At 61.2% G+C, this 22,940-nt stretch carries 10 protein-coding genes; 3 read left to right on the forward strand and 7 right to left on the reverse strand.

Annotation, left to right across the window (positions count from 1 at the left end; all coding sequences use genetic code 11):
• Positions 1–696, reverse strand: a 696-nt coding sequence (locus IAE37_RS10345; RefSeq protein ID WP_201173072.1) for an IS256 family transposase, incomplete at its 3' end; no start/stop codon positions are given.
• 449 nt (positions 697–1,145) lie between these two features.
• On the opposite strand from IAE37_RS10345, the gene IAE37_RS10350 reads away from it, so the two are divergent.
• The 3 genes from IAE37_RS10350 (at position 1,146) to IAE37_RS10360 (ending at position 2,694) form a co-directional block, all read left to right on the forward strand.
• Positions 1,146–1,397, forward strand: a complete 252-nt coding sequence (locus IAE37_RS10350; protein WP_201173073.1) for a hypothetical protein — start codon at positions 1,146–1,148, stop codon at positions 1,395–1,397.
• 69 nt (positions 1,398–1,466) lie between these two features.
• On the forward strand, positions 1,467–1,739 hold the full coding sequence (locus IAE37_RS10355) for a DUF3077 domain-containing protein (protein WP_201173074.1): 273 nt from the start codon (positions 1,467–1,469) through the stop codon (positions 1,737–1,739).
• 370 nt (positions 1,740–2,109) lie between these two features.
• Complete coding sequence (locus tag IAE37_RS10360) at positions 2,110–2,694, forward strand: hypothetical protein (RefSeq protein WP_201173076.1); 585 nt, start codon at positions 2,110–2,112, stop codon at positions 2,692–2,694.
• Between the two features lie 694 nt (positions 2,695–3,388).
• Here IAE37_RS10360 and IAE37_RS10365 read toward each other — a convergent pair.
• From IAE37_RS10365 to hrpB, 6 genes are all read right to left on the reverse strand, one after another.
• The gene (locus IAE37_RS10365) at positions 3,389–3,796 is read right to left on the reverse strand and encodes a hypothetical protein (RefSeq protein ID WP_201173078.1); all 408 of its coding nucleotides are present in this window, start codon (positions 3,794–3,796) and stop codon (positions 3,389–3,391) included.
• A 356-nt stretch (positions 3,797–4,152) separates the two neighbouring features.
• On the reverse strand, positions 4,153–4,419 hold the full coding sequence (locus IAE37_RS10370) for a hypothetical protein (protein WP_201173080.1): 267 nt from the start codon (positions 4,417–4,419) through the stop codon (positions 4,153–4,155).
• Between the two features lie 498 nt (positions 4,420–4,917).
• Positions 4,918–5,352 carry a hypothetical protein gene (locus tag IAE37_RS10375; protein WP_201173342.1) on the reverse strand — a complete coding sequence of 145 codons (435 nt, stop codon included), beginning with the start codon at positions 5,350–5,352 and terminating at the stop codon, positions 4,918–4,920.
• A 1-nt stretch (position 5,353) separates the two neighbouring features.
• Positions 5,354–18,526, reverse strand: a complete 13,173-nt coding sequence (locus IAE37_RS10380; protein ID WP_201173086.1) for a hemagglutinin repeat-containing protein — start codon at positions 18,524–18,526, stop codon at positions 5,354–5,356.
• A 22-nt stretch (positions 18,527–18,548) separates the two neighbouring features.
• Positions 18,549–20,276, reverse strand: a complete 1,728-nt coding sequence (locus IAE37_RS10385; protein ID WP_201173089.1) for a ShlB/FhaC/HecB family hemolysin secretion/activation protein — start codon at positions 20,274–20,276, stop codon at positions 18,549–18,551.
• Positions 20,277–20,391: 115 nt separating this feature from the next.
• Positions 20,392–22,920: an ATP-dependent helicase HrpB gene (gene hrpB / locus IAE37_RS10390; protein ID WP_201173093.1), complete on the reverse strand. Its 2,529-nt coding sequence runs from the start codon at positions 22,918–22,920 to the stop codon at positions 20,392–20,394.
• Positions 22,921–22,940 lie beyond the last annotated feature (20 nt).

A 22,940-nucleotide genomic window follows, 5' to 3' on the forward strand; every position in this document is an offset into this window, starting at 1 on the left:
ACGCGTCTTGAGGTCGTTGAACACTTTCATCCAGAACTTCGCACCCTCGGTATTCTCGATCCAGATGCCCAAGATATCCCGCGTCCCGTCGGGTAGAACGCCCAGCGCCAGGTAAATGGCCTTGTTACGCACCAGGCCTTCTTCGCGGATTTTCACCCGCAGCGCATCAAAGAAAATAACCGGATACATCGGCTCCAGGGGCCGCTGTTGCCACGCGCCGATCTCTTCCATGACCTCGTCTGTCACAGAGCTGATGAAGTCGTGCGAAACCTCTGTCCCGTACTGCTCGGAAAGAAAAGCTCGGATCTCTCTGACCGTCATTCCACGTGCGTACATGGCGATGATCTTGTCGTCGAAGCCAGTGTAACGGCGCTCGTGCTTGGGGATCAGAATGGGCGCAAAGCTGCCGTCTCGATCGCGAGGAATCTCCAGCCGCAGCGGGCCATCGCCGGTCAAAACCGTCTTGCCACTCTTGCCGTTACGCTGGTTGGTTTCATCCTCTGGGCGCTGCGCGCCCGGCGGATAGCCCAGGTGGTGACCCAGCTCGGCATGCAGCGCACGTTCGATCAGGGCCTTCTTGAACGCCGCAGAGGCATCCTCGATGGCTTCTGCGGTCATCAGGCCCTCACCGAACTGCTCCAGCAGTTCTTTGGGGATTTTGGGCAGGTCACGCAAGGGTTTCTTTTTGGTTGGCATACATGCACCTCTTACTCATGTTATGCCCGAACACAAAATTTCTGACACCCTCCTCGATATCAGCCGCACTGCAAGGCTCAAACCCACGCCGGGCGTCCCCCAGTGCCACGATATCCACACCACACCCCACCTGTAAGAACATTCCGAACCTGAGTCCAAATGCTTCAGTGGCACGCCACTGCCGAACTATCCTACGCCCCGTGTCGAATGCCGTCTGATAGGCGGGGAAATACCACAGCGCTAAGGTCATTGTTCGCCCAAATGGCGAGCGGCCGTGAGAAGCCGGTGCGGTATTTCAGGCATAGCTTTCTGTTATGGCGGCTGTGCGCGTGCAGACTTCGGTCTAGCCGCGGTGCCTGAAACGCGGATTCTCACCTCGCGTACGGCCGCCACCCCACTCCGTGAGAAGAGCGGGTGGTCGGTTTCCGACCCATATCAGGATATTGACCATGAAAAAAATCGTACCCGATCCACCAACCGACCAACCCTCCTCCTACTTCCTGACCACCCCCGCACTCACTCGCGAAGAAGCCATAACCCGCGCCACCGGCATCATGCAGCGCCTCACCAAAGCCGGTGATGAATACCTGAAAGCCGAAACCGACGAAGAGCGTGCCTACACCCTCGATACCATGGAAATCCTCAACGACGTCCTGGGCGGCTTGATCATCCATATCAAGGGCCTGGAGAGTGCATCATGAAAACAGCATTCGGCTTCCAACTCCTGCGATTCGCCCAAGATTGCGAGGCTGACCAGAAAGGCTGACACCATGAGCGAAGAGAGGAAAACCATCTGCACAGCCGGCGTAGAAACCTTTCTGGATGTGGGCAACCCTCCAAGAAACCTTTTGCGCGTTCAGCCAGGTATCCCCATCGACGTCGCGTACGACCAGGTCTCCATCTTGCTGGGCTACATAAAACATCTGGTGCGCGAAGGCGACCTGGAGGACAACCACAAGCTACTCGGCGCTGCGGACTATCTGAGTATGCTAGCCAAAGCGTTGATGAATGATGTGGAGATCGCGAAGAACCGGCTAATCTAGATGCACGGAAATAAGGGGACAAGCCCAAGGTTTCATTTTTTCAGCGTTAGATAAATTCTACAGCGGCGCTGCGGATAATAAATCTTAAGCTTGTCCCTTTTTCGTGAAGCACTTTCCGCGCCTGCCACTCGAGTAACGGCCCCACTGCATTACTGGTAAGATACCGAATCTCGAAATTTTCTGCGGAATCAACAGTGCCTGCAGGTCCTGACACTCGACGCCCGCAAAAAATCGGGGACAGACCACGATTTCAGCCCTGCATAAAAGTGGTGCCCTATTTGCTCCTGCGGAATCAGGCCATGGTGACGTTAGGATTGGCAGTTACCGATCTGAATGCCTACCCAGTCCAGTTCTCAAAAAAAGGAAAACCATGTATTTACCCTTCATCGCTTTTGTCACGCTCGCATTGCTAACCGGCTGTACAGCCATCCCATACGATAAACCGCAAGACCAACTGAGCATCCAGAGAGATTTGTCTGTAAAACCTGAGGAGATTGTCACAATAACTCAAGTGGACTGGTGCTCCTATGCCTATGGAGAACTGACGCCCTGCCACCCCCAGGAAGCACTAGCAATCCAAACCCGGACAAAACTGATTCTGGCCAGTTACGACAAACCTCATTACAAAAAGATTCTTGGAATGCAAACCCGCGAAGTTACCTGCGCGCACTTACAAACACCAATAGACACCGCTCCGAATTTGTTTTTGTTCACCCAGGCCTATGCCGTGCAAATCTGGCCGGTGGATCCGAGTTTTAAACCAGACATCGCGAAGAAAAAACTCATCGTGGACACTATGGTTCAATCAGGAAAACGAACCTTGGTGGGCACGGAAAACGATTATGTGAGAGACTCAGGGCAGGTGAGATCGGGAATGGCAATCATCCCGAACACGGCTATCCCTTACTCAACTCGAACCCCAATCCTACATCTGATTAACCCTTGTTCGCCGTAGAACAACGATCGAAAAAGGGGACACGAAAAACATGAAAAGGGGACAGATTTGAATGGCACTTACTTAGCGGCAACCATTTTGGGAAAATGGGGACAGATTTATTTTCCGCTATTGTGCTTGGGTCTTCCCTGCCCTCGCAACTCCACGCGCCGCCCCTGGACTCTCTCTACTTCATTCACAAAACCGGGGCCACCGGTTAGCTGTCCTCTCTTCAAGGCGGCACGGATAAGCTCTATTTCACTACATGGCACGGCCTGCCGTACGAACTCCATATAGAGGCAAGAAAGGGGACAGATTTATTTATTTGCTATCGGCACTCACCGAGACAATAAATCTGTCTCCTTTTCTCCACGTGCGCTGGTTAGAGGGCATCGGCACACCTCAATGGTACGCGACGTCCTGGACCACCGCGCGAGCGTCACTCGAGATACTCGTCCATCCTGATGTGGATGTTGCTGTAAAACTCGCATCATTAGCCGCAGCTTTACCCGTACCTACAAATCCAGTTTCTCCAGCGAAGGGAAAATGGGGACAGATTTATTTTCCGCTATTGTGCTTGGGTCTTCCCTGCCCTCGCAACTCCACGCGCCGTCCCTGGATTCTCTCTACTTCATTCACAAAGACAAAAACAAATCTGTCCCCATTCTCCCATTCTCCTTGTCCCCATTCTCCTGCGAAAATATTCCGTGCTCGGTTAGTAAAGCAAACCTACGCAGTCTGGCTCCTTGGTCGGAAAGAATTTTAGCAGGAGCTTCCTCAGGGGATACTTATCAGCCTGAACCTCGTAAACCACCTCAGTGGTTGAGTCCATAGCAAAGGAATTTCCGGCGTTTGTCGCCTCGGAAAGCCTCACCAGTTTGATGTCTGTAATATCCCCGACAAGAGTGCGCATGGATTTCCAGCCTGTGAGGGGAACGTCATCGCTTTTTTGGCAAAGAAGGCGGCCCCAACGGGCCTTATCGCCCTGTTGGTAAGCTTCTATTACCTGCTGCGTTACCGCATAGGTGTTATTCGCGACGGGGACGCTTGTCTCATCGTGAAATTGCTGCTTTGCAGCACAGCCGCCTAGTAGCAGGCCCAGGAACGCGATAGTCCGTTTCACCTGACCGCTCCTGCTGGCACACCTGCAATCAAGCCCAATAGCAGTCCAACTGTTAATCGATTCATGGTCGCTTTCCCTCAACTTGAGCAAGAAAGGGGACAGATTTATTTTCGCACCGCTCGCTCACTCCAGCGGGGCGACTGTAGAGAGAAAAATAAATCTGCCCCCATTCTCCGAGTCCCCATTTCCTAATCCTCAACGGACAGTCATGCATGCATCTATGCTTTGCATGTCGTTGGATGAAGTAAAACTCTCCCGTGTCAGTTCGCTCTTCCAGCAGACCGGCCGAAGAGAGAAAAATAAATCCATCCCCATTCTCTCCTGCCCCCTTTTTCCTCGGGGCTCTTTATCTACGATCACAACAAACTCAAACCACATGCAGAAATAAAGTCTGACATTGGCAACTCAGTAGAGCTTTCAACACCTGACGAAAGGGCATCCTGCAACTTAACCACTCTTCTCTCGAAATCAAGAACAACATCAAAACAATTAAACTCAAACTCCCTGATCAAAACATTATCCGAGCGCGCCCTTTCTTCAAGCGCCCCATTCAAAACAGAGCGCACGTAAGCATTCAATTCCTGAGCAATAAATTGCTCCATCAGAGAGCCATCGTTAGTCATGATTATCTCCTAAATTAGAGCGGGAACGCCGTCTGAATCACCCCATCACGAACATTAACCTTAATCGTGGAGGTTGGGACGCCCGCTGCATTAGTCCCGATGACCTTTCCTACGTTGTACTCGATAACATAACCGCCAGGACCACTGGAGAGACCTTCCCATATCTCAGCGCGCTATCTACATAGCTGTGAAATAAGGTGAAATAAGGGGACTGAAATAAGGGGGCACATTTATTTTCGCACCACTCGCTCACTCCAGCGCGGCAACTGAAGAGAGAAAAATAAATCTGTCCCATTCTCGTCGATAAAGCGAAGACCTCAGGCTTATCCCTTGCTGACTAAGCCACGTCGGTCAGCAAGGGCAGAGGTCAGAAAAAATGGGCACCCGAAGCACGTTAAGTAAGTGCCATTCAAATCTGCCCCCTTTTAGCCTTAAGTTGCTGTGAATTTCCACTGCATGATCCATACGGCGCTTGCGATATATCTTTTACTTCAAATCCTATTTTTCCGCTTTAGCCTCAAACTTTTTAAAAATGCTACTCATATAACTCCCCGTTCGACGATCTAACGAAGCCGTTACCAAGCTAAGTGGACTAAACTGTGCAAGCTGCCCTTTCATACCCGACAGTTGCGGGCGCTTGTAATAAACATTCTTCTTATCATTGTTATCAATAAACCACTTACCACCTAAGTGGCGCCTAAAAACCTGCCCAACGTACCTCGCAGCCCCATCAACTACAGCCGCTTGATCTTTCTGATGCAATAATTCAATGGTCCCATATCGCTCAATCAGCCAACGCTCCAAAAAATCCAAAGAATCAGGAGAGTAGTCAAAATACTGGCGAGCTTCTTTGGAAAAACCATTTATAAAGCGATCAATGGCATCACTCATGTCCATCAACCAATACTCAAAAATATCATCTTCCGCGCTCAAGTCAATGCCCTACCTTTATTGAAATACCGGCTTTTTCCAACGCTTCCAGCAATGGTTTGGAAGCCTGATCTCGGAACACCCATTCAACCTGCCAACCTTGATCAACTAGAACTTTGTCTCGCGCCACCTCCCACAAATTTGACTGTGTGGCTGTTTGATACCCCATCTTGTACTCAATGCCCTTTTGGATATCTACATCAGCGATATCTAAGCGGCGGGCATAGTTCGCACCATCGACAACAGTATTCACCGTCACCTCTCGTTGCCCCCAGCCAATTGTCGAATGATAAATATCCACTGCGGCATTGGCCTGTTTTGCACGAACCATGTTCGTATCATAAACGTTTGCCCACCGGTCGTAATCCCATTTGCCACCGTTCTCAACGTATTCATTCCAACGCAATTCCTTGTGCTGAGCCGACCCCGTGCTGACACTCAATGAGTCATCGTACTTGACGATTTCGTCAGTGGTAAGGCCTATTTCGTTTCGCTTAACCGCATCGGCGCCGACACCTCGCTCACTTCCAACATAGTTCTGCCAGTCGGGATGATAAGGGTTAGCTTTCATCTCATCCGAGACGGTTGTGATCGTACCGAAGCGTCCTGCAACAGCTCCTACCAACCCCAGCGAGTTGAGAATAGCCTCAGCACCGGCCAACACTCTATCGCCAGTTGTAGGCTCATACCCGCTGACAGGGTTCGCACCGCCCAAGCTTGTGTAGAGTTGGCAAGCTACACCGATTACCCCAGAGCTGCCGCAACCCGAGTTGTAGGCATCCAGCCCGAATTTATCAGCAGCGATGGTCGCGCGCTCGACCTCCATCTTGTTCCGCTGAACCTGTCCTGCAGCCTCAGCATCACTTGCAGCAACGAGTTTCCATTCATTGCCGGCAGACGTCTGTATTGCCTCATCGGTAACCAGGCAGAAGCCGTTGCCGGAATTCGCGCACGCAACAATATCGCCAGGTTTGGTATGGCTGAACTGGTCAGGCCCCATTTCCGAGCCCACCACGGTGTACTCGGTTTCCAGCACACTGTCGCCCAGCTTGCGCAGTTTGCTAATCTCATCTGCCCGCTTCTGGCAATCATCCGACCCTCCCGCAGCCCCGCCGCAGGCCGAAGCGTATTCACGCTCCTTCTGCTTCAGGTACATCCGCCCATCCAGGGTCAGATGATTGTTTTCGACCGCGTTCTTGCCAGCCGCGGCACCTGCCACGGCACTGCTCGCATCGCCACCGACGACAGCCCCAGCGAAGCCGGACGCCAGCGTTGCCAGTGCCGATACCGTCTGTTTCTCGTCTTCAGTCAGTTCATCTACGGTTTTGCCCGGGTACATCTGCTTGGCGATCAGCTCGCCACTCACCGCCCCCGCAGCACCTGCGGCGGCACCGTTGCCCTGGGCCTGTGCCACCAACGCACCCAGCACCGCGTGGGCCATCAGGCGCGCCGTTTCGTTGTCGCCCGACACCTGCTTGATCTGCTGGGCCAGGTAAGGTGCCGAGGCCCCTGCGAGTGCACCGGCCAGGTTGCCACCCGCCAGCCCTTGAAGTGCCGCAGTCACTGCCTGCGCGGCGCGCTGCAGTTCACTACCGGTGCCGTAGGACTGCATGGCGTTCTTGTAGGTAGGACTATTGCGTACCCGCTCTCCATAATCTTTGGCCGACTCGCCCGCGTCGCGCTCAGCTACAGCCTGTTTGCCCGCCTCGAAGGCGCGCAGGTCACCCTCGGTACGGATCACGTCCATTGTCTGGGTACCGATTTCGCCGATCAGCTGAACCGTGCGCAGGCGGCGTTGCTCTTTCTCCTTGTCGAAGATGGGGCTGATGCTGTCATTCGCGCTGGCAGGGTCGCGACTGAGGCTGGCGACATCTTGCTGCTGGTTGGCCGTATCCCTGACCTCCAGCGTGCCTTCGGAGACCGCCGAGCGGGTCGTGCCACTGGCACTCCCACTGCGGTTCAAGCCAACGGCCATGACGCTGCCCATGTTGCCGGTAAATTCTTCGCCGACACTGCCGCCACCGCTGACGCTGAGGTTTTGGCCCTGGGTCTTGAAATCGGCCTTGTTGCCCAGCTCGCTCCAGCCCAGCGTAGCGGTGCTCAGGCGGTTCTTGGTCGGATCGGCGCTGCTGGCGATCACCGCGCCATCCAGTTGGGTGTGCTTACCCACCTCGATGTCGTAGCCGCCCTTGCCCGCAAACAGGCCGCTTTGCTCCTGCACGCTGTCGTAGTTCGAATGCAGCTTCTGGTTGTTGATCGACAAGTAACCGCTGCCACCAGCGCCCAACGTGACGCTGACGCCACCGGCCACTTCCAACTGCTTGCTGTCGTATCGGTCGCTGTCCTGTTGGCTTCGGATCAGCAAATCACGACCTACCTTGGCTTCGATCTGCTCGGCATTGACCTGCGCGCCTACCAGGTTGGCATCCCGACCACTGACCAGCCTTGCCTTGTTGCCAGCGTCGAGGGTGGTTTCGGTCCAGGTGGTACCGTTGCCCTTTTCACCACCAGTACCCATGTTGGCATTGGCGAAAATGCTCAGACCAGCACCACTGGAGCCCACTCCAAGGCTGATGCCGACAGAGCCACCACCACTCTTGTTCTTGCCATCGAGCTTCTGGGTATTACCTGCCGACTCGAGCACGATGTCGCGATTGGCCGCCAGCAGCAGGTCCTTGCCAGTTTTCAGTTGGCTGCCCTGGACGTGAATGTCGCCGTCAACGCCCAGCGCCCCTTTACCTGTGGCAGCAATGCTCAGGTTGCCCCCCGAGGTCAGGCTGCTGCCTTGACTAGCCATCTGCTCGGAGTGCTGGCTGGAACTGGATTTCTGCGTACCTAGCGAGAGTGCGATTCCGACGAACTGACCTTCCTTGGCGCCCGATTCCAGACCTTGCGCAGCCTGCCAGGCCTGATAACCGGACAGACCTGCCTTGATGCCTTGCAACGCACTCAGACGGCTGTCGTCTTCGCTGCGGGCCGCTTGGGCATTCTGGTAGGCGGTATTGACGGCACTGCCTACCACCCCGGACAGCGCCAGTGTCAGCCCGCTTTTGCTGGATTTCTGCGTCTGCTCGCTGGTCGCGTGGTTCTGCGTTGCAAAAATACTGACGTTCTGCCCAGCCAGGTTGATGTCTTGGCCGGCGATCACATCGGAGGCGCGAATGGTCAGATCCTTGCCCGCCTGGATATCGACATCACCCAACACACTGCCGATCGTGCTGCCCTTCTGCAGTTCACTGTGGCTTTGCTGGGTCGACGAATTCTTCGCCGTACCCAACGTGATGCCGATGCCACCAGAGCTCATCAGGCCGGATTTACGCTTGGCCTCGCTGCTTCCGTATGAATCGGTCTCAACTGCACTGTCGATGCGTACATCACGCGCCGCGCTGAGCGTGGTCTTCTCGGTGGATACCACGTTACCGGCAACCACGTTGATATCTCGGCCAGCTTGCACCTGAGTCGTATTGCCACTGAGCGTCGATCCTTCAGCCACAGTCACGACCGACGATTGAGCGCTGGATTTGCTGGTGGACGAGAGGCCGAAGCCTCCCGACTTGGACGAAGCCGAGGCGTTCGACGAACTGCTCATGGCGGCCTGTAGGTTCACATCACGCCCGGCAGTGACCGTCAGATCACCCTCACTGGTTACCCGCGAGGCCTGTACGTTGACATCGCGCTTGGCCAGCATGTCGACGCCCTGTGCCCCCTCGACCAGAGAAGACACCACCGTGCTGGACTCACTTTCGTTCATCCGCGTGCTGCTGCCCTTGCCGAACGAACCCTCCTTCTTCTTCTTGAAGTACGAGTAGCTTTCGTCTTGGGCCGCCAGTAACTCAAGGTCATTGCCCGCGTAGAGGTAGGCTTCCTTGTCTGACTTGACCTTGCTGGCCAGCAGCGTCAGATCGTTACCCGCGCTCAGGTTCAGGTCGCCACCCGCATTGACCGTACTGGCCACCTGGGTTACCCGATCCTCCTGGCTGGTGACTTTCCGCGTCTTGCTCGCCGAATGCTGCTCATCCGCAGCCGCCAGCAGCTGCAAATCCCCGGTCGCCGTCATGGCCACATCCCGCTTCGCCTCGATCGCACTGGCCACAGCACTGATATCGCGCCCAGCGCTCACGCTCAGATCGCGCCCAACCTGCACGCTCGAACCGTTCTGGGTCACGCTGCTGTCGATATGGCGCACACCTCGGTCGTTGACCACGACCTGCTCGACCGAGGTCAACTTCACATCGCGACCGGCCTGCAGTGTGGTGTCGGCACCGCTGCCGAGCACCCCGCCGTTGTTGTCCAGATCACGCCCGGCGTTGATCGCCAGAGTGTTCGCGGCTTCCACGCGAGCAGCGGTGTCGACGAAGTCGCGCTGCTGGGTGTAGCTGCCGTTGCTACTCTGGTGCGAGGTCAGGGTGCGTTCGTTGATCACGTCCTGCACGGCGGCCAGGCTGACGTCGCGCCCGGCGATGATGCCGCCGGCCTTGTTCACCAGGTCGTTGCCAGCCAGCAGGTCGAGGCGGTTGCCGGCTTGCACCAGGCCGCTGTTGATCAGGTCGTTGCCAGCCTGGGCCGAGAGGTTGTTGCTGGCGCGCAGGGTGCCGACGTTGTCGAGGTTCTGCCCGGCGATCAGGCTGACGTCGTTGCCGGCGATCAGCGCGCCATTGGGCGCCAGGCGGTCGTTGCCGTGGGCCAGGTACAGCACCGGCACCAGCACCTGTTCGCCGTTCACCTCGGCGGTTTCCAGCCAGACGATGTCGTGGGTCAGCGCCGCTACCTGCTCGGAGGTCAGGCTCACGCCAACGGCCAGGTTCAGCTGCTGCTTGCTCTGGATGGCGTTGTCCATCAGGTACTTGAACAACTGCTCGTCGCTGCCCTGGCCATCGATGAAGCGTTGGCCGGTGCGGGCGAGCACGGCTTGCTGGATCAGCTTCTGTTCGTAGAAGCCGTCGCCCAGGCGCTTGGCGCTCTCGTCGGGGTCGTAGCCGAGGTTATCCAACAGGTAGTCGGAGCTCATGAACTGCTTGAGGTCGGTGAGCACCGGGTTGGTTTCGATCAGGTACTTGTGCGGGTTGCTGCGCACGCTGCTGTCCGGCAGGCCTTGCACCCGCTCAATGGTGAGCGGCCCCTGGCCGTTGAGCGCGGTAGCCTGGGTGATGCTGTCATCCACCGCCGAGGATCCGCCCAGGCGGGTATCGACTGCACTGGCGGGGCCGACGATAGCTGCCTGGGCGCGCTCGGCGGTGCTCAGTGCGGTACTGCTGGCGGTCGCCAGGCTGGCGTCGGCGGCACGAATGTCGCTCCCCTGCATCAACGGCAGGGGTTGCTGACGTTGGGCCAGGCCCAGGCTCGCGCCAGCCATGCTCCAGCTTTGCGGGCCGCTGGCGGCTGTGCTGCCCGCCTCGCTGCTGAGGCGGAACAGGCCGTTCTGCCCGGTCGGCAGGCTGAAGCCCGGCAGCGCCAGCGGGTTGACTTGCTGCTGGGCGAGGTCTGGCGGCAGTTGCTGGTTGAGGGTGATGCGGGTGGAGAACGCCGTGCCCGGCGCCGTGGTGTCGGTGCGGGCACCGCTGCCGATGTAGGCATAACCCGGGCGCACGACGCTATTGCTGATGCCATTACCAGCGTTGATGCTGACCGCGCCATTGGCCTGCATGACGGCAGCATAGCGCTGGTCGCCAGCAGACAGTTTGCGCGTGCTGCCAAGGCTTACCAGTTCCGCCTCGGTCTTGCCGATGAAACGGGCCAGGTCGGCCTCCAGGCCACCGAGATTGGCGGGGTCGTAGCTCGCGCTTTCGTACCAGTACTTGCTGGTGATCGAACTGGCCAGCGAAGACAGCGAACCAGCGTTGTTGGTGCGCTGCGAACGCACGATACGGGTGGTCTCGGTTTCGCCGGTCTCCACGCCGGTGTTGGTCAGGTTGTCGACCGTGGCCACCAGGTTGCCGCCCGCGCCGATGGTGCTGCTGCTGTTGAGCAGGTCACCGCCGCGTATGTTCAGGTTGCCGCCGGTGGTGATGCTGGAAGCGGCACTGGCGTCGATGACTTCGAACTTGTCGCGCTGGACGATTTCCCAGACGTGGTTGCGCTTGCCGCTGCAATCGCCGGCGTTATAGCCCTCGATGCAGGCGATTTCGCCCACGCGTGCGGTGTACAGGCCTTTGTTATCGGTCTGCAGCACCGCACGCACGTTCTGGATGGTGCTGGCGGCCAGGCTCATCGACAGGTCGCTCTGCAGCGAGCCGGAACTGTTGACGATGCTGCTGGCCAGGCTGCCCTGGCCGTCGCGATCGACGGTCAGGGTGCCGAGGCTGTAGATCTCGGCGTAGCTGTTGGTCAGGCTGTCGACCCGCAGGCCCATGTCCTTGCCGCTGAAGATCAGGCCGTTGTCGTTGTTGACCAGGGCGCCGGTAGTCAGGGTCAGTGCCTCGCCCGCGCCCAGGGTGCCCTGGTTGCTGATGCCACTCGCGCCGAGGGTGAGCCCCGCAGCCGAAGTCAGGCGCCCGGCGTTGTTCAGTTGGCCGGCCAGCGACACGCGGGTGACGCCGCCGCCAGCGATGCTGCCGGCACTGCTCAGGTTGATCTGCCCAGCATCGAGGCCGAGGGTGCCGCGGCTGCTCAGGCGGCCGTTGCCGGCGTAGGTGCCCGCCAGGTCGAGGCTGAGGCTGCCATCACTGGCGATCAGGCCATCGTTGCTCCAGTTATTGCCACTGCCGACCAGCGCCTGGCTGGCCAGCAACTGGCCGCTGGCGGTCTGGCTGAACTCGCCGACATTGACGGTCAGGCGCCCGGCCTGGATGACGTTGCTGTTGCTCCAACTGCTGGCGTTGAGGGTCAGGCCGCCGCGGGTGACGATGCTACCGCCTGCACCGGTGACGTTGGCGGTGCTGATGTCGAAGTTTCCGCTGCCGACGTGCAGCAGGCTGCCGCCGCCGTTGAGGAAGCTGCCAACTCCGAGACTGAGGTCGCTGTTGGCGGTTTCCAGGGTGCCGTTGCGGTTGTCGAACTGGCCGCCGATCTGGAAGCGCGTGACACCGCTGCTACCCAAGGCACGCAACTGGCCAGTCTGGTTATCGAGGCTGGCTGCTCTGATCGCCAGGGTGCTGTCGCTCTCGATGATGCCCAGGCGATTGTTCAGCGCGCCGCTGAGGTCAAGGTCGATGCGTTGGCCGGCGATCTGGCCATCGTTGTCGCCGCTGTTGTCGAAGCTACCGCCGCTGACCTTGACCAGGCCCTGGGCGTACAAGCCACCGTTGCGGTTGTCGAAATCGGCGGTGGTGACCAGGGCGTCGCCGGCCTGCGCAGCGATCCGCCCACCGTAGTTGTCGATACCCGCCAGCGCCTTGAGGGTGAGGGACTGTGCCTGGGTGATACCGCCTTGGCGGTTGTTGTTCAGGTCGTAGCCGTTCTTCAGCACGCCGCGCAGGTCGGCGTTGAGCGCGCCTTGCAGGCTGGACAGCACGCCGCCGCGGTTGTCCAGGTTGCCGGCCGTGACGCCGAGGTCGCCGGCGTCGGCGAGAATGCGGCCACTCTGGTTGTCGATATCACCGGTCACCAGCACCAAGGCACCCTGGCTCTGCAGGGTGCCCTTGGCGTTGCCCAGGCTGGCGGCGCGCACGTCGAGGCCGCCGTTCTGGCTGTAGATCAGGCCATCGGCGCTGTTGTGCAGTTCGCCGTCAACGGCCAGGGTCAGTTGCTGGTTGGCCGCGACGGTGCCGCGATTGCGGTTGTCCAGGCTGCTGGCGAACAGGCTCAGCAAGCCCTGGCTAGCGATCTGGCCACCCTGGTTGCTGACCTGGGTGGCGTTATCGATACGCAGCGGGCCGGCGCTGGCGAGCTTGCCGTTGTTGTTGGTCAGCGCGCCGAGCAGCTTCAGAGTGACGGCGGCGTTGCCGATCAGGCTGCCGGCGCTGTTGTCCAGGCTGTTGGCGTTCACCTCCAGGGCCTGCTGGGCGCTGATGTTGCCGGCGCCATTGGCCAGGGCCATGGCCTCGAGGGTCAGGGCCGCGCCACTGTCGATCAGGCCGCCTTGGCCGTTGCTCAGCAGGCCACGGATGGTCAGGCGTTGCTCGCCGGCGCTGGACAGGATGCCGGCGCCACTGTTGTCCAGGTTCGCCGCCGACACGCTCAGGGCCTGCTGGCTGACCAGCGCGCCACCGGCGCTGTTCTGCAGATCGCCGCTGACGTGGGCGTCCAGCGCGCCACTGCGGCTGGACAAGGTGCCCTGGTTGCTGTTGTCGAGGCTGCCCAGGTCGGCGCCCAGGCCTTGCCAGCCCGAAACCAGACCGCCCTGGTTGAGCAGGCGCTGGGCGGTGACATTCAACTGCCCGCTGCTGATCAGTTTGCCGGCGCTGTTGTCCAGGTTACGGCCGGACAGGCGGAGGCCTTGCTGGGTGGAGATTTCACCGCTGCGGTTGCTCAAGTCGCGCAGATGGTCGAAGGTCAACGCGCCAGCGGTCGTAATCAGGCCACCGTCGTTGTTCAAGTCGCCTGTGGCACCGCCGAAGTCGATGCGAATGGCGTTGCCCAGCAGCGAGCCTGCCTGGTTGTCCACGGAACGGGCAGCGATATCCAGCAGGCCTGCGGCGTTGATCAGGCCTTGCTGGCTGTTGTTCAGGCTGTCGAGCACCTTCAGGTCGAGGCCGCCACGGCTGGTCAGCGTGCCGCCGCTGTTGTCCAGGCTGGCAGCGCGAATATCGAGACTTTCGGCGGCGACCAGGCCCTTGATGTTGTTCAAGGTCTGGTCGATGCGCAGGGCCAGCGACTGGTTGCTCAGCACCTTGCCGCTGCCGTTGTCGAGGCCGCGGGCAGCTAGGGTGAAGGCCTGGGCCGAGGATATCTCGCCGCCCTGGTTGTTCACCTCGCCGAGGTTGTCGAGCACCAGCAGCGGGGCATTGATCAGGCCCTGGCGGTTATCCAGCTGGCCGTGGTTCAAGTCCAAGGTCAATGCGCTGTTGCTGAACAGTTGCCCACCTTGCTGATCCAGGCCAGTGGCATTGACCGCAAGCGCACCGTCACTGGCGATGCGCCCGCCGTCGCGATTGCTCAACTGACCGGTGGCCAGGTCCAGGCTGGCGCCGCTGTCGATCCGGCCTTTGCGGCTGTTGTCGAGGCTGCTGGCCTCGATGCTGGCCGGCCCTTTGGCGCTGATGGTGCCCTGGTCGGTGTTCGCGACTTGGGCGGCACGCAGTTGCAGCGCGGCATCGGTGACCAGTTCACCGCCCTGGTTGAGCACGTTGCCGGTGTGCTCGAGCGTCAACACACCTGCGCTGGACACACTGCCGGCGCGGTTGTCGAGTTCGCCGCTCGCCAGGTTCAGGGTGCCCTCGGCACTGATCAGGCCCTGACGGTTGTCGAGCTTGCCTTGCAGCCTGGCATCGATGGCTTGCTGGCTGAGCAGCAGGCCGCCGGTGTTGTCCAGACTTTCACCGGTCAAGTGCAGACTGACCTGGCCAGAGAGCACACCCTTGCTGCGGTTGATCACCTCGGCGACGGCTATTTGCAGCGAACCGTCGGCGAGCACCTTGCCGGCATCACTGTTGTCCAGGCGAGTACCGCCCAAGCTGACGTCAGCCTTGCTGGACAGCTCGCCAGCGCGGTTGTCCACCGCCGCGAACTGCAGGTCCAGGTTCTGGGTGGCACCTACCAGGCCGCCCTGGCGGTTGTCGAGGGTGCCACCGCTGAGTGCCAGCCCCCCCATTGAGACCAGCACGCCTGCCTGGTTGTCGAGCTTGCCGACCTGCGCGTTCAACTCGGTGCCAGCAGAGACCTGCCCCTGCTGGTTGACCAGACTGCCGGCCTGTACGCCCAGGCGTTGATCGGCGATCAGCGTGCCGCCCTGGTTGAGCAATTCGCCATCGACGACCAGTACCTGATCGGCGCGACTGCTGATCAGGCCCTGGCTGTTGTCCAGGCTGGCGCTGTGCAGGTCCAGGGCATCGGCCGAGACCAGGCCCTTGAGGTTGTTCAGCACTTGGTCGATGCGCAGGGTCAGGCCCTGTCCGGCGATCAGTCGACCGTTGCGGTTATCCAGGCTGCGTGCCGCCAAGGTGAAAGCCTGGTCACTGGATATCTCACCTCGCTGGTTGTCGACTTCGGCGAGATTTTTCAGCACCAGCAGCGGCCCGTTGATCAACCCCTGGCGGTTGCTCAGTACGCCTTGGTTCAGGTCGAGGGTCAACGCACGTTTGCTGAACAGTTCGCCGCCATCCTGGGACAGGCCAGAGACGCTGGCGACCAGTGTCTTTTCACTGGCGATACGGCTGCCCTGGCCGTTGTTGAGCTGGCCCGCCGTCAGCTCAAGACCATCGCCACTGACCAGTTGGCCGCCCTGGAGATTGTCCAAGGTGCCGGTGGCGACCTTGGCTGCCCCGTTGCTGCTGAGCACGCCGAGTTGGCTGTTGTCGAGGCTGTGGCTGGTGATCGCCAGGTCGCCGTCGGTGGTGATCGAGCCCTGGCGATTGAGCAGGGCACCACTGCTGGTCACAGCCAGGCCCAAGGCGCTGGAAAGCTTGCCGCTGTCGTTGTCCAGGCGACCGAGATTGGCAGTGAGGTGCCCTTCGGCACTGATCAGCCCCTGAAGGTTGGCCAGCCCGCCGCCCAGGCGAATATCCAGATCCTCGCCACTGACCAGGCGCCCCTGCTGGTTGTCCAGTTGCTGGCCGACGATGCTCATCGGCCCTGCGGCAGACAGCAGCCCCAGGTTACGGTTGAGCACCTCGGCGACCTGCAACTGCAGCGCGGTGCCGGCCAGGACCTTACCGCTGTCGCTGTTGTCCAGTCGGCTGCCTTGCAGGGTCAGGCCTTTGCTGGTGGAGATTTCCCCGCCACGGTTGTCGACTTCGGCCACGTTCAGTTGCAGCGCGCTGGTACCGCCGACCAGGCCATTGCCACGGTTGTCCAGGTGGGTGCCGGTCAATAGCAGGTCACCTTGGGCTACCAGCTCGCCACCCTGGTTGATGATTCGACCAAGCTCGGCCACCAGCGCACGCTGACTGGAAATCCGCCCGCCACTGTTGTCCAGGCTGTCAGCTTGCAGGCGAACCGGGCCGCCGGCGCTGAGCAGGCCGCCACGGTTGTCCAACTGCGTACCGTTGTAGCTGAGGGCTGCCAGGCTGTTGAGCAGCCCTTGCTGGCGATTGTCCAGTTGGTCGACATCGAACCGGGCCTCCTGACCGGCCTGCAGGCTGCCGGCGCGATTGTCCAGTTGGCCGGCGCGTAGAGCGAGGTTGCCCTTGGCATCGATCCCGCCTTGCTGGTTGTCCAGACTCGCGGCACGCACATCGAGCCCGGTCGCGGAAATCAGGCCGCCTTGGTTGTTCAGCGCCTGATCCAAATGCAGGGTCAGGCTCTGGTTACCAAGCAGCTTGCCGAGGCTGTTGTCGAGGCTACGCGCGATCAGCACGAACGCTTGGGCGCTAGAGATCTCGCCCCGATGGTTATCCACGCTGTCGAGTTCGCTCAGCGTCAGGCGCGACGCATTGATCAGGCCGCCCTGGTTGTTCAGATGGCCTTTGTTCAGCGTCAGGCTCAGTTCGCTGACGCTGGTCAGGCGACCACCGTTGCTCTGGTCGAGCCCCGTGACATTGGCGGTGAGTGCCTGGTTGCTGGCGATACGCCCGGCATTGCCGTTGCTCACCTGGCCGGCCTTGAGGTCCAGAGTCTTGAGGCTGGTGAGCTGGCCTGCGCGGTTATCCACAGCGCCACTGGCCGCCAGGCCAAGGTGCTGGCCGGCGCGCACGATCCCGGCAGCGTTGTCCAACTGGCCGACCTTGGCGTTGACCACGGTCGCGCCGTCGATCAACCCGCCCTGGCCGTTGAGCAGGCGTGCGCCAGCAAGGTCGGCTTGGCCGCCGCTGAGCAGCCTGCCGGCATTGCGGTTGTCGAGGGTGTCGGCGCTGGCCGTCAGTTGCCGCTTGGCACTGAGGGTGCCGCCCTGGTTGTTCAGGGTTTGCTGCGCCGTGACGCCCAGGTCGCGGCTGGCCACCACGGTGTTGCCGTGGTTATCGACGTGCTGGGCATTCAGGCGTACGTCGCCGGTGGTGTTGCGGCTGTTGTCGGCGTTGATCCCTGCTTCGATGATGCCCTGGTTGCTCAGGCGCCCACCGCTGTCGAGGCTGATGCGCTGCCCGGCAGCGAGGGTCTGCCGGTTGTTCAGGTCGCCCTGGGTGCGCACCTTCAGTTCATTGCCGGCATACACCGCGCCTTGGGCGTCGAGCTGGCCGGCATTGATCGCGACCGAACCCTTGGTTGCAGTGGCTGCGGCCATGCGCAGCTGGCCGTTGGCGTCGAGCTGGATATCCCCACCGCTGGCGATCAGTTTGCCGTCGAGCTTCACCCCGACACCGGCCTCGGTGCCCACCAGCTTGATGGTATTGGCGTACATGCCGCCCAGGGCCGAGGAATCGATGGCCAACTGCGGTGCCTGGGTGGGGTCAGCGGCACGCGGGGTGGCGGCCAGCGTCTTTGCATCGACATCGTTGCTGCCGGCCACCACCGCCAGGTTGCGGGCCTGGATCTCGGCATTGATCTTGGCACTGCGGGTGATGATCTCGAACTGATCGACGTTGTTGGCGTTGAGGCCGGCACCTTCGATGGCGACGCTGCCCTGCTCCACCTGGTAGCGCTGCAGTTGCCCGTTCTCGATGACCGGCTTGCCGGTGGTCAAGGTGGCCTTCGGCGTGTTGATGAAGCCGCAGCCATTGCAGGTGACGCCATAGGGGTTGGCGACGATGACGTGGGCCGATTTGCCCGCCACCTCGGTGTAGCCTTTCAACTGGCTCGGGTTGCCACCGCTTACCTCGTTGAGGATGGTGCTGGCCGCACGGCCGCCCAGGTTGCTGTTACCAAGAATGATCCCACCCAGCTGGGTGGACTGGGTACGGTCGGTGGCGTTGTTGAGGATCACGCCCTGCTGGCCGACGTTGTAGTCGCTGAACTTGTTGTGCGATAGCCCGGAAGCGTTGGGTTTGGCGATATTGACGATGGGCACGCCATTGCCTGCCTGGCCGAGGCTGGTGCCGCTGCCGTTGACTTTGATGCCATCGGCCATGACCACCAGCGGATGCCAGAACATCATGTTGGCCAGCATGAAGGCCAGGCCACGCTTGGACAGCCCCCAGAAGGTCTGACGGGGTTGCAGGGCAGCCGAGGGCTGACGGGCCAGGAAGGCGAATTGACGAACGTCCATGTCGATACTCGGAAAATCTGAATTAGAGGTAGAAGTCCAGGCGAAAATAGACCGGTGCCTCTGACTTCTCGATGGCGCTTGGCCGCTCGAGGGAGTGGGCAAAGGTCACGCTGGCGGCGAGGTTCTTGCCACGGGCGAACAGTTCGATGGCATCGCTGGACAACCGCCCGCTTTGCCCGCTGTTGTAGCGGTCATGGCGAATGGCGCCGACGTCGTAGGCAAGGCCCAGGCCATATTCGGTCAGCGTTGGGCGTAGCCAATCCCAGGCGACCTGCCGGCTCCAGCGCAGGTCGTTGCGCCAGTAGTAGCCGCTGTCGCCATACAAGCTCTGATCCTTGTAGCCACGGATCGACGACTGGCTTCCCAGGCTCATGCGTTGCGAGCTGAACAGCGGGTCTTCGCTGCGCTGGCCTGTGACCATGCTGCTGAACAGCAGTGACTCGCCCCAGAGCTGGAGCGGCTGCAGGTAGCTGAGCGTGGCGGTGTACTTACGGTACCGGGCGTTGGGCAGGCGCTCGCCATTCTTGTCGCGCTGCTTTTCACGCTGGGCATCGAAGGCGCCGATGCCCTCCTGCATGCCCAGGTCGAGGTTGACGAAGGCGTTGCCGATTCTCCGCCCGTGGTTGATGCCGAACTGCGCTTCACTCAAGCGGTTGCTACTGGTCAGCTTGCTGTCTTCGATGAAGTTGTTGGTGCGCAGGTAGCCAAGGCCGGTGTTGAGCGAGGTCTTGCTCATGGCATCGCGGTGGATGACACGCTCCAGTCGCAATTGGTGGTTCTGGCTGTCGCCGGTCTGCTTGAAGGTAAAACCCTGCCCCTCGCCCAGCGCGCGATACTCGCTCTGACTGTAGCTGTAGCTGAGGTTCCACCAGCCGAACGGTAGGTTGTAATAGAGCATGGCACTGCGCGAGGTCTTCTGGTGGTCGCTGATGGCATCGTGGCTGCCCCGCAGCATCAACTGGTCGGCCAGACCCAACGGGCTGTCCCACTCCAAGCTGCTGCCCCACTGCTGTTCACCGGTGCTGCGCTGGCCATCGTTGCTGCGCGACAGGCCCACGCGCCAGGGCTTTTGCGGGGTGTTGCGCACAACCACTTCGCTACCACCCACCGCCTTGCCCGGGGTCAGCTCCATTTGCGCCTGGTTGGAAGGCAGGCGGTTGAGTTGGTCGACCATTTGTTCGATCTGGCGCAGGTTCAGCAGGTCGCCAGAGCGCCCCGGGAAGCTCATGTCCAGTTCGCGGGCCGACAGCTTGCTGCCGTCAGCGGGTCGCAGGCCTTCCAGGCGCCCCTCCACCACGATGACCCTCAAATGGCCACTGGAAAGGTCCTGCTGAGGCAGGTAGGCACGGCTGGTGACCAGGCCTTTGCCGATGTAGAGATCGGTGATGCGCTTGAGCAGTGCGTTGAGTTGCACGACACCCAGGCATTGGCCCAGGTAGGGTTCGAGCAGACGCTGACGCTCTGTGGCGGACAGTGCCTCGGCACCGGCGAGCTCGATCTTGTCGATCTGGAAGCACCGGCTATCGCTGGGCTTCGCCGGCACCACCGGCTCTGCCTCTTTACCAGGCAACTCTTTGAGTTGTTCGAGGCGTTGCTGCTGCTCTTCCAGCAGGCGATTCTGACGCTCGCGAATCAGATCCTGATCACCGGGCGTGCTGATGGAGACGGCAGCGGCTACAGGAGAGGAAGCAACCAAAAAGGCGCACACGAGCCAACCATTGGCGCGCAGGCGCGGGACGAGGAAAAACATGTTCGATCCTTCGAAACCGGGTAATGCGGCAAAAAGTCGATGATGCTAGGTGGCCATTATTTTGGCGTCAATCAATCATCGACCTGCGGTACCTGTTTACCGCCCGCACTCGCAATCAGGTACCCCGCGGCTTCGCCCGCGCCGTAGCCTCGGCGATCAAGGGGTCTTCCGGCCAATAATGCTTGGGATAACGCCCCTTCAGATCCTTCTTCACCTCGGCATAGGTGGTCCGCCAGAAGTTGGCCAGGTCCTGGGTCACCTGCACCGGCCGCCGCGCCGGCGACAACAGGTGCAACTTGACCTGCTGGCGGCCTTGGGCGATGCGTGGGGTGTCGGCCAGGCCGAACAGCTCCTGCAAACGCACCGCAAGAATGGGCGGCTGTTCGCTGTAGTCCAGGCGGATGTTCGAGCCCGACGGCACCGACAGGTGTGTCGGCGCCCATTCGTCCAGGCGTTGCGGCAAGGGCCAGGGCAGGAGATTGCGCAGCATCGAAGGCAGGTCCAGGGCCGCGAAATGGCTCAGCCGCGATACCTTGCCCAGATACGGCTGCAACCAGTCTTCCAGGCTGGCCAGCAGCGCTTCGTCGCCCAGGTCGGGCCATTCGCTGTGGCCGTCCTTGTCCAGGTCGAGCTGGCGCAGCAGCGCCACCCGCGCCTGCCACTGGCGCAGCTCGGGAGTCCAGGTCAGCAGGTTGAGGCCTTTGCGCCGCACCAGGCCGAGCAGGGCCTTGGCCCGGGCGTCGTCGTCCAGGCCCGCTAGCGGCTCGCGGCTGAGCACCAGTTCGCCGACCTTGGTTTGGCGCTCGGCACGCAGCACCTGCTCGCGTTCGTCCCAGTCGAGGATGTCGACCCGCTCGACCTGATCGGCCAACACACCGTCGAGCAGCGTCGCGTCGAACTCGGCAGCCAGGTAGATGCGCTCTTCACGCTGGCCCTGGCGGCTGCCCAGGTCGGCGACCACCAGCCACGGGCATTTCATCAGCGCATCGACCTCGGCGAACAGTGCCGCCCGGCCGTTGGCCAGACGGTACTCCGCACCGCCCTCGCGCCGCTGCTGGGCGACGCGGTCCGGATAGGCCAGGGCCAGCAAGGCGCCGAGCCAACGTGGATGGTCGGGGTCGGCAACCGCCGCGCCAGCTTTGCCACGCAGCAAGCCGCGGTATTGGCGGGCCAGCTGCCGGGCGCGCTGCACTCCGCCCTGGCCGCCACGGCTGCCTTTGTTCTCGCCGCTGACCAGCGCCAGCCGGCTGTGCAGGTCGGCACCGCCGCCGCGCTGGATATCACGCTCGCCCAGCAACGCAGCGACATCGCACGCCATCGTCGCCAGCCCCAGGTCCTGGCCACGCAGCAGCAAGTGGGCGATACGCGGGTGTGCTGGCAGTTCGGCCATGGCCTGGCCATGCTCGCTGAGCTGGTCGTGGCGGCCGGACTTGAACGCACCGAGGCGCGCCAGCAGGTCCTGGGCTTGGGCATACGCCGCCGCTGGCGGCTGATCGAGCCAGCGCAACTGGTCGGGCGTGACACCCCAGCGAGCCAGTTGCAGGGCCAGGCCGGCGAGGTCGGCCTGGAGGATTTCCGCGCTGCCGTGGGCCGCCAGCTGGTCATGCTGGGCCTCGGACCATAGGCGATAACACACCCCTGGCTCCAGGCGGCCGGCACGGCCGGCGCGCTGGGTAGCACTGGCGCGGGAAATGCGCTGGGTGTCGAGGCGAGTCATGCCGCTGCCGGGGTCGAAGCGCGGCACCCGGGCCAGGCCGGCGTCGATCACCACGCGCACGCCGTCGATGGTCAGGCTGGTCTCGGCGATGTTGGTCGCCAGCACCACCTTGCGCAGGCCCTTGGGCGCCGGGTCGATGGCGGCGCGCTGAGCGCTCAGGTCAAGCTCGCCGTGCAACGGGCAGAGCAAGATGTCCGGGCGCTGCCCAAGGGCGTCCTGCAGGTTCTGGTGCACGCGGCGGATCTCGGCCTGGCCGGGCAGGAACACCAGCACGCTGCCGGGTTGCTCGGCCAGGGCCTGGAGCACACTGTCGACGACCCGTGGTTCGATGAATTCACCCGGTTGGAAAGGCCGGCCCCAGCGGATATCGACCGGATGCATGCGCCCTTCGCTACTCACCACCGGCGCATCGCCCAGCAGCCGCGACAGACGCTCACCCTCTAGAGTCGCCGACATCAGCAGGATCTTCAGCGGCGGATCGTCGCGCAGCAATTCTCGCCCATTCAGGCTCAGCGCCAGGGCCAGGTCGGCGTCCAGGCTGCGCTCGTGATACTCATCGAAAATCAGCAGCCCCACACCTTCGAGCGCCGGGTCGGCCTGCAGGCGGCGGGTCAGGATGCCTTCGGTGACCACTTCGATGCGGGTTTTCGGCCCGACCTTGCTGTCCAGGCGGATGCGATAACCCACGGTCTCGCCGACCTTTTCACCCAGTTCGCTGGCCAGCCGCTCGGCTGCCGCGCGGGCGGCGAGCCGACGTGGCTCGAGCATGAGGATGGTCTGCCCGGCCAACCATGGCGCGTCCAGCAGCGCCAGCGGCACGCGGGTGGTCTTGCCGGCGCCGGGCGGCGCTTCGAGCACGGCTTCGTCGCGTTGTTCCAGAGCCTGGCGCAGGGCCGGCAAGACAGCATCGATTGGTAATGAAATCATGGTGGTCCTCGAACAGTGCG

Origin of the sequence: Pseudomonas sp. S31, assembly GCF_016648105.1 — a bacterium.
Classification (GTDB): domain Bacteria; phylum Pseudomonadota; class Gammaproteobacteria; order Pseudomonadales; family Pseudomonadaceae; genus Aquipseudomonas.

What these genes read in the sequence shown, in the direction of transcription:
- IAE37_RS10350 (WP_201173073.1), top strand. Translation starts at nt 1,146, where the DNA reads ATGAAAAAAATCGTACCCGATCCACCAACCGACCAACCCTCCTCCTAC.
- IAE37_RS10380 (WP_201173086.1), bottom strand. Translation starts at nt 18,526, where the DNA reads ATGGACGTTCGTCAATTCGCCTTCCTGGCCCGTCAGCCCTCGGCTGCC.
- IAE37_RS10360 (WP_201173076.1), top strand. Translation starts at nt 2,110, where the DNA reads ATGTATTTACCCTTCATCGCTTTTGTCACGCTCGCATTGCTAACCGGC.
- hrpB (WP_201173093.1), bottom strand. Translation starts at nt 22,920, where the DNA reads ATGATTTCATTACCAATCGATGCTGTCTTGCCGGCCCTGCGCCAGGCT.
- IAE37_RS10370 (WP_201173080.1), bottom strand. Translation starts at nt 4,419, where the DNA reads ATGACTAACGATGGCTCTCTGATGGAGCAATTTATTGCTCAGGAATTG.
- IAE37_RS10355 (WP_201173074.1), top strand. Translation starts at nt 1,467, where the DNA reads ATGAGCGAAGAGAGGAAAACCATCTGCACAGCCGGCGTAGAAACCTTT.
- IAE37_RS10385 (WP_201173089.1), bottom strand. Translation starts at nt 20,276, where the DNA reads ATGTTTTTCCTCGTCCCGCGCCTGCGCGCCAATGGTTGGCTCGTGTGC.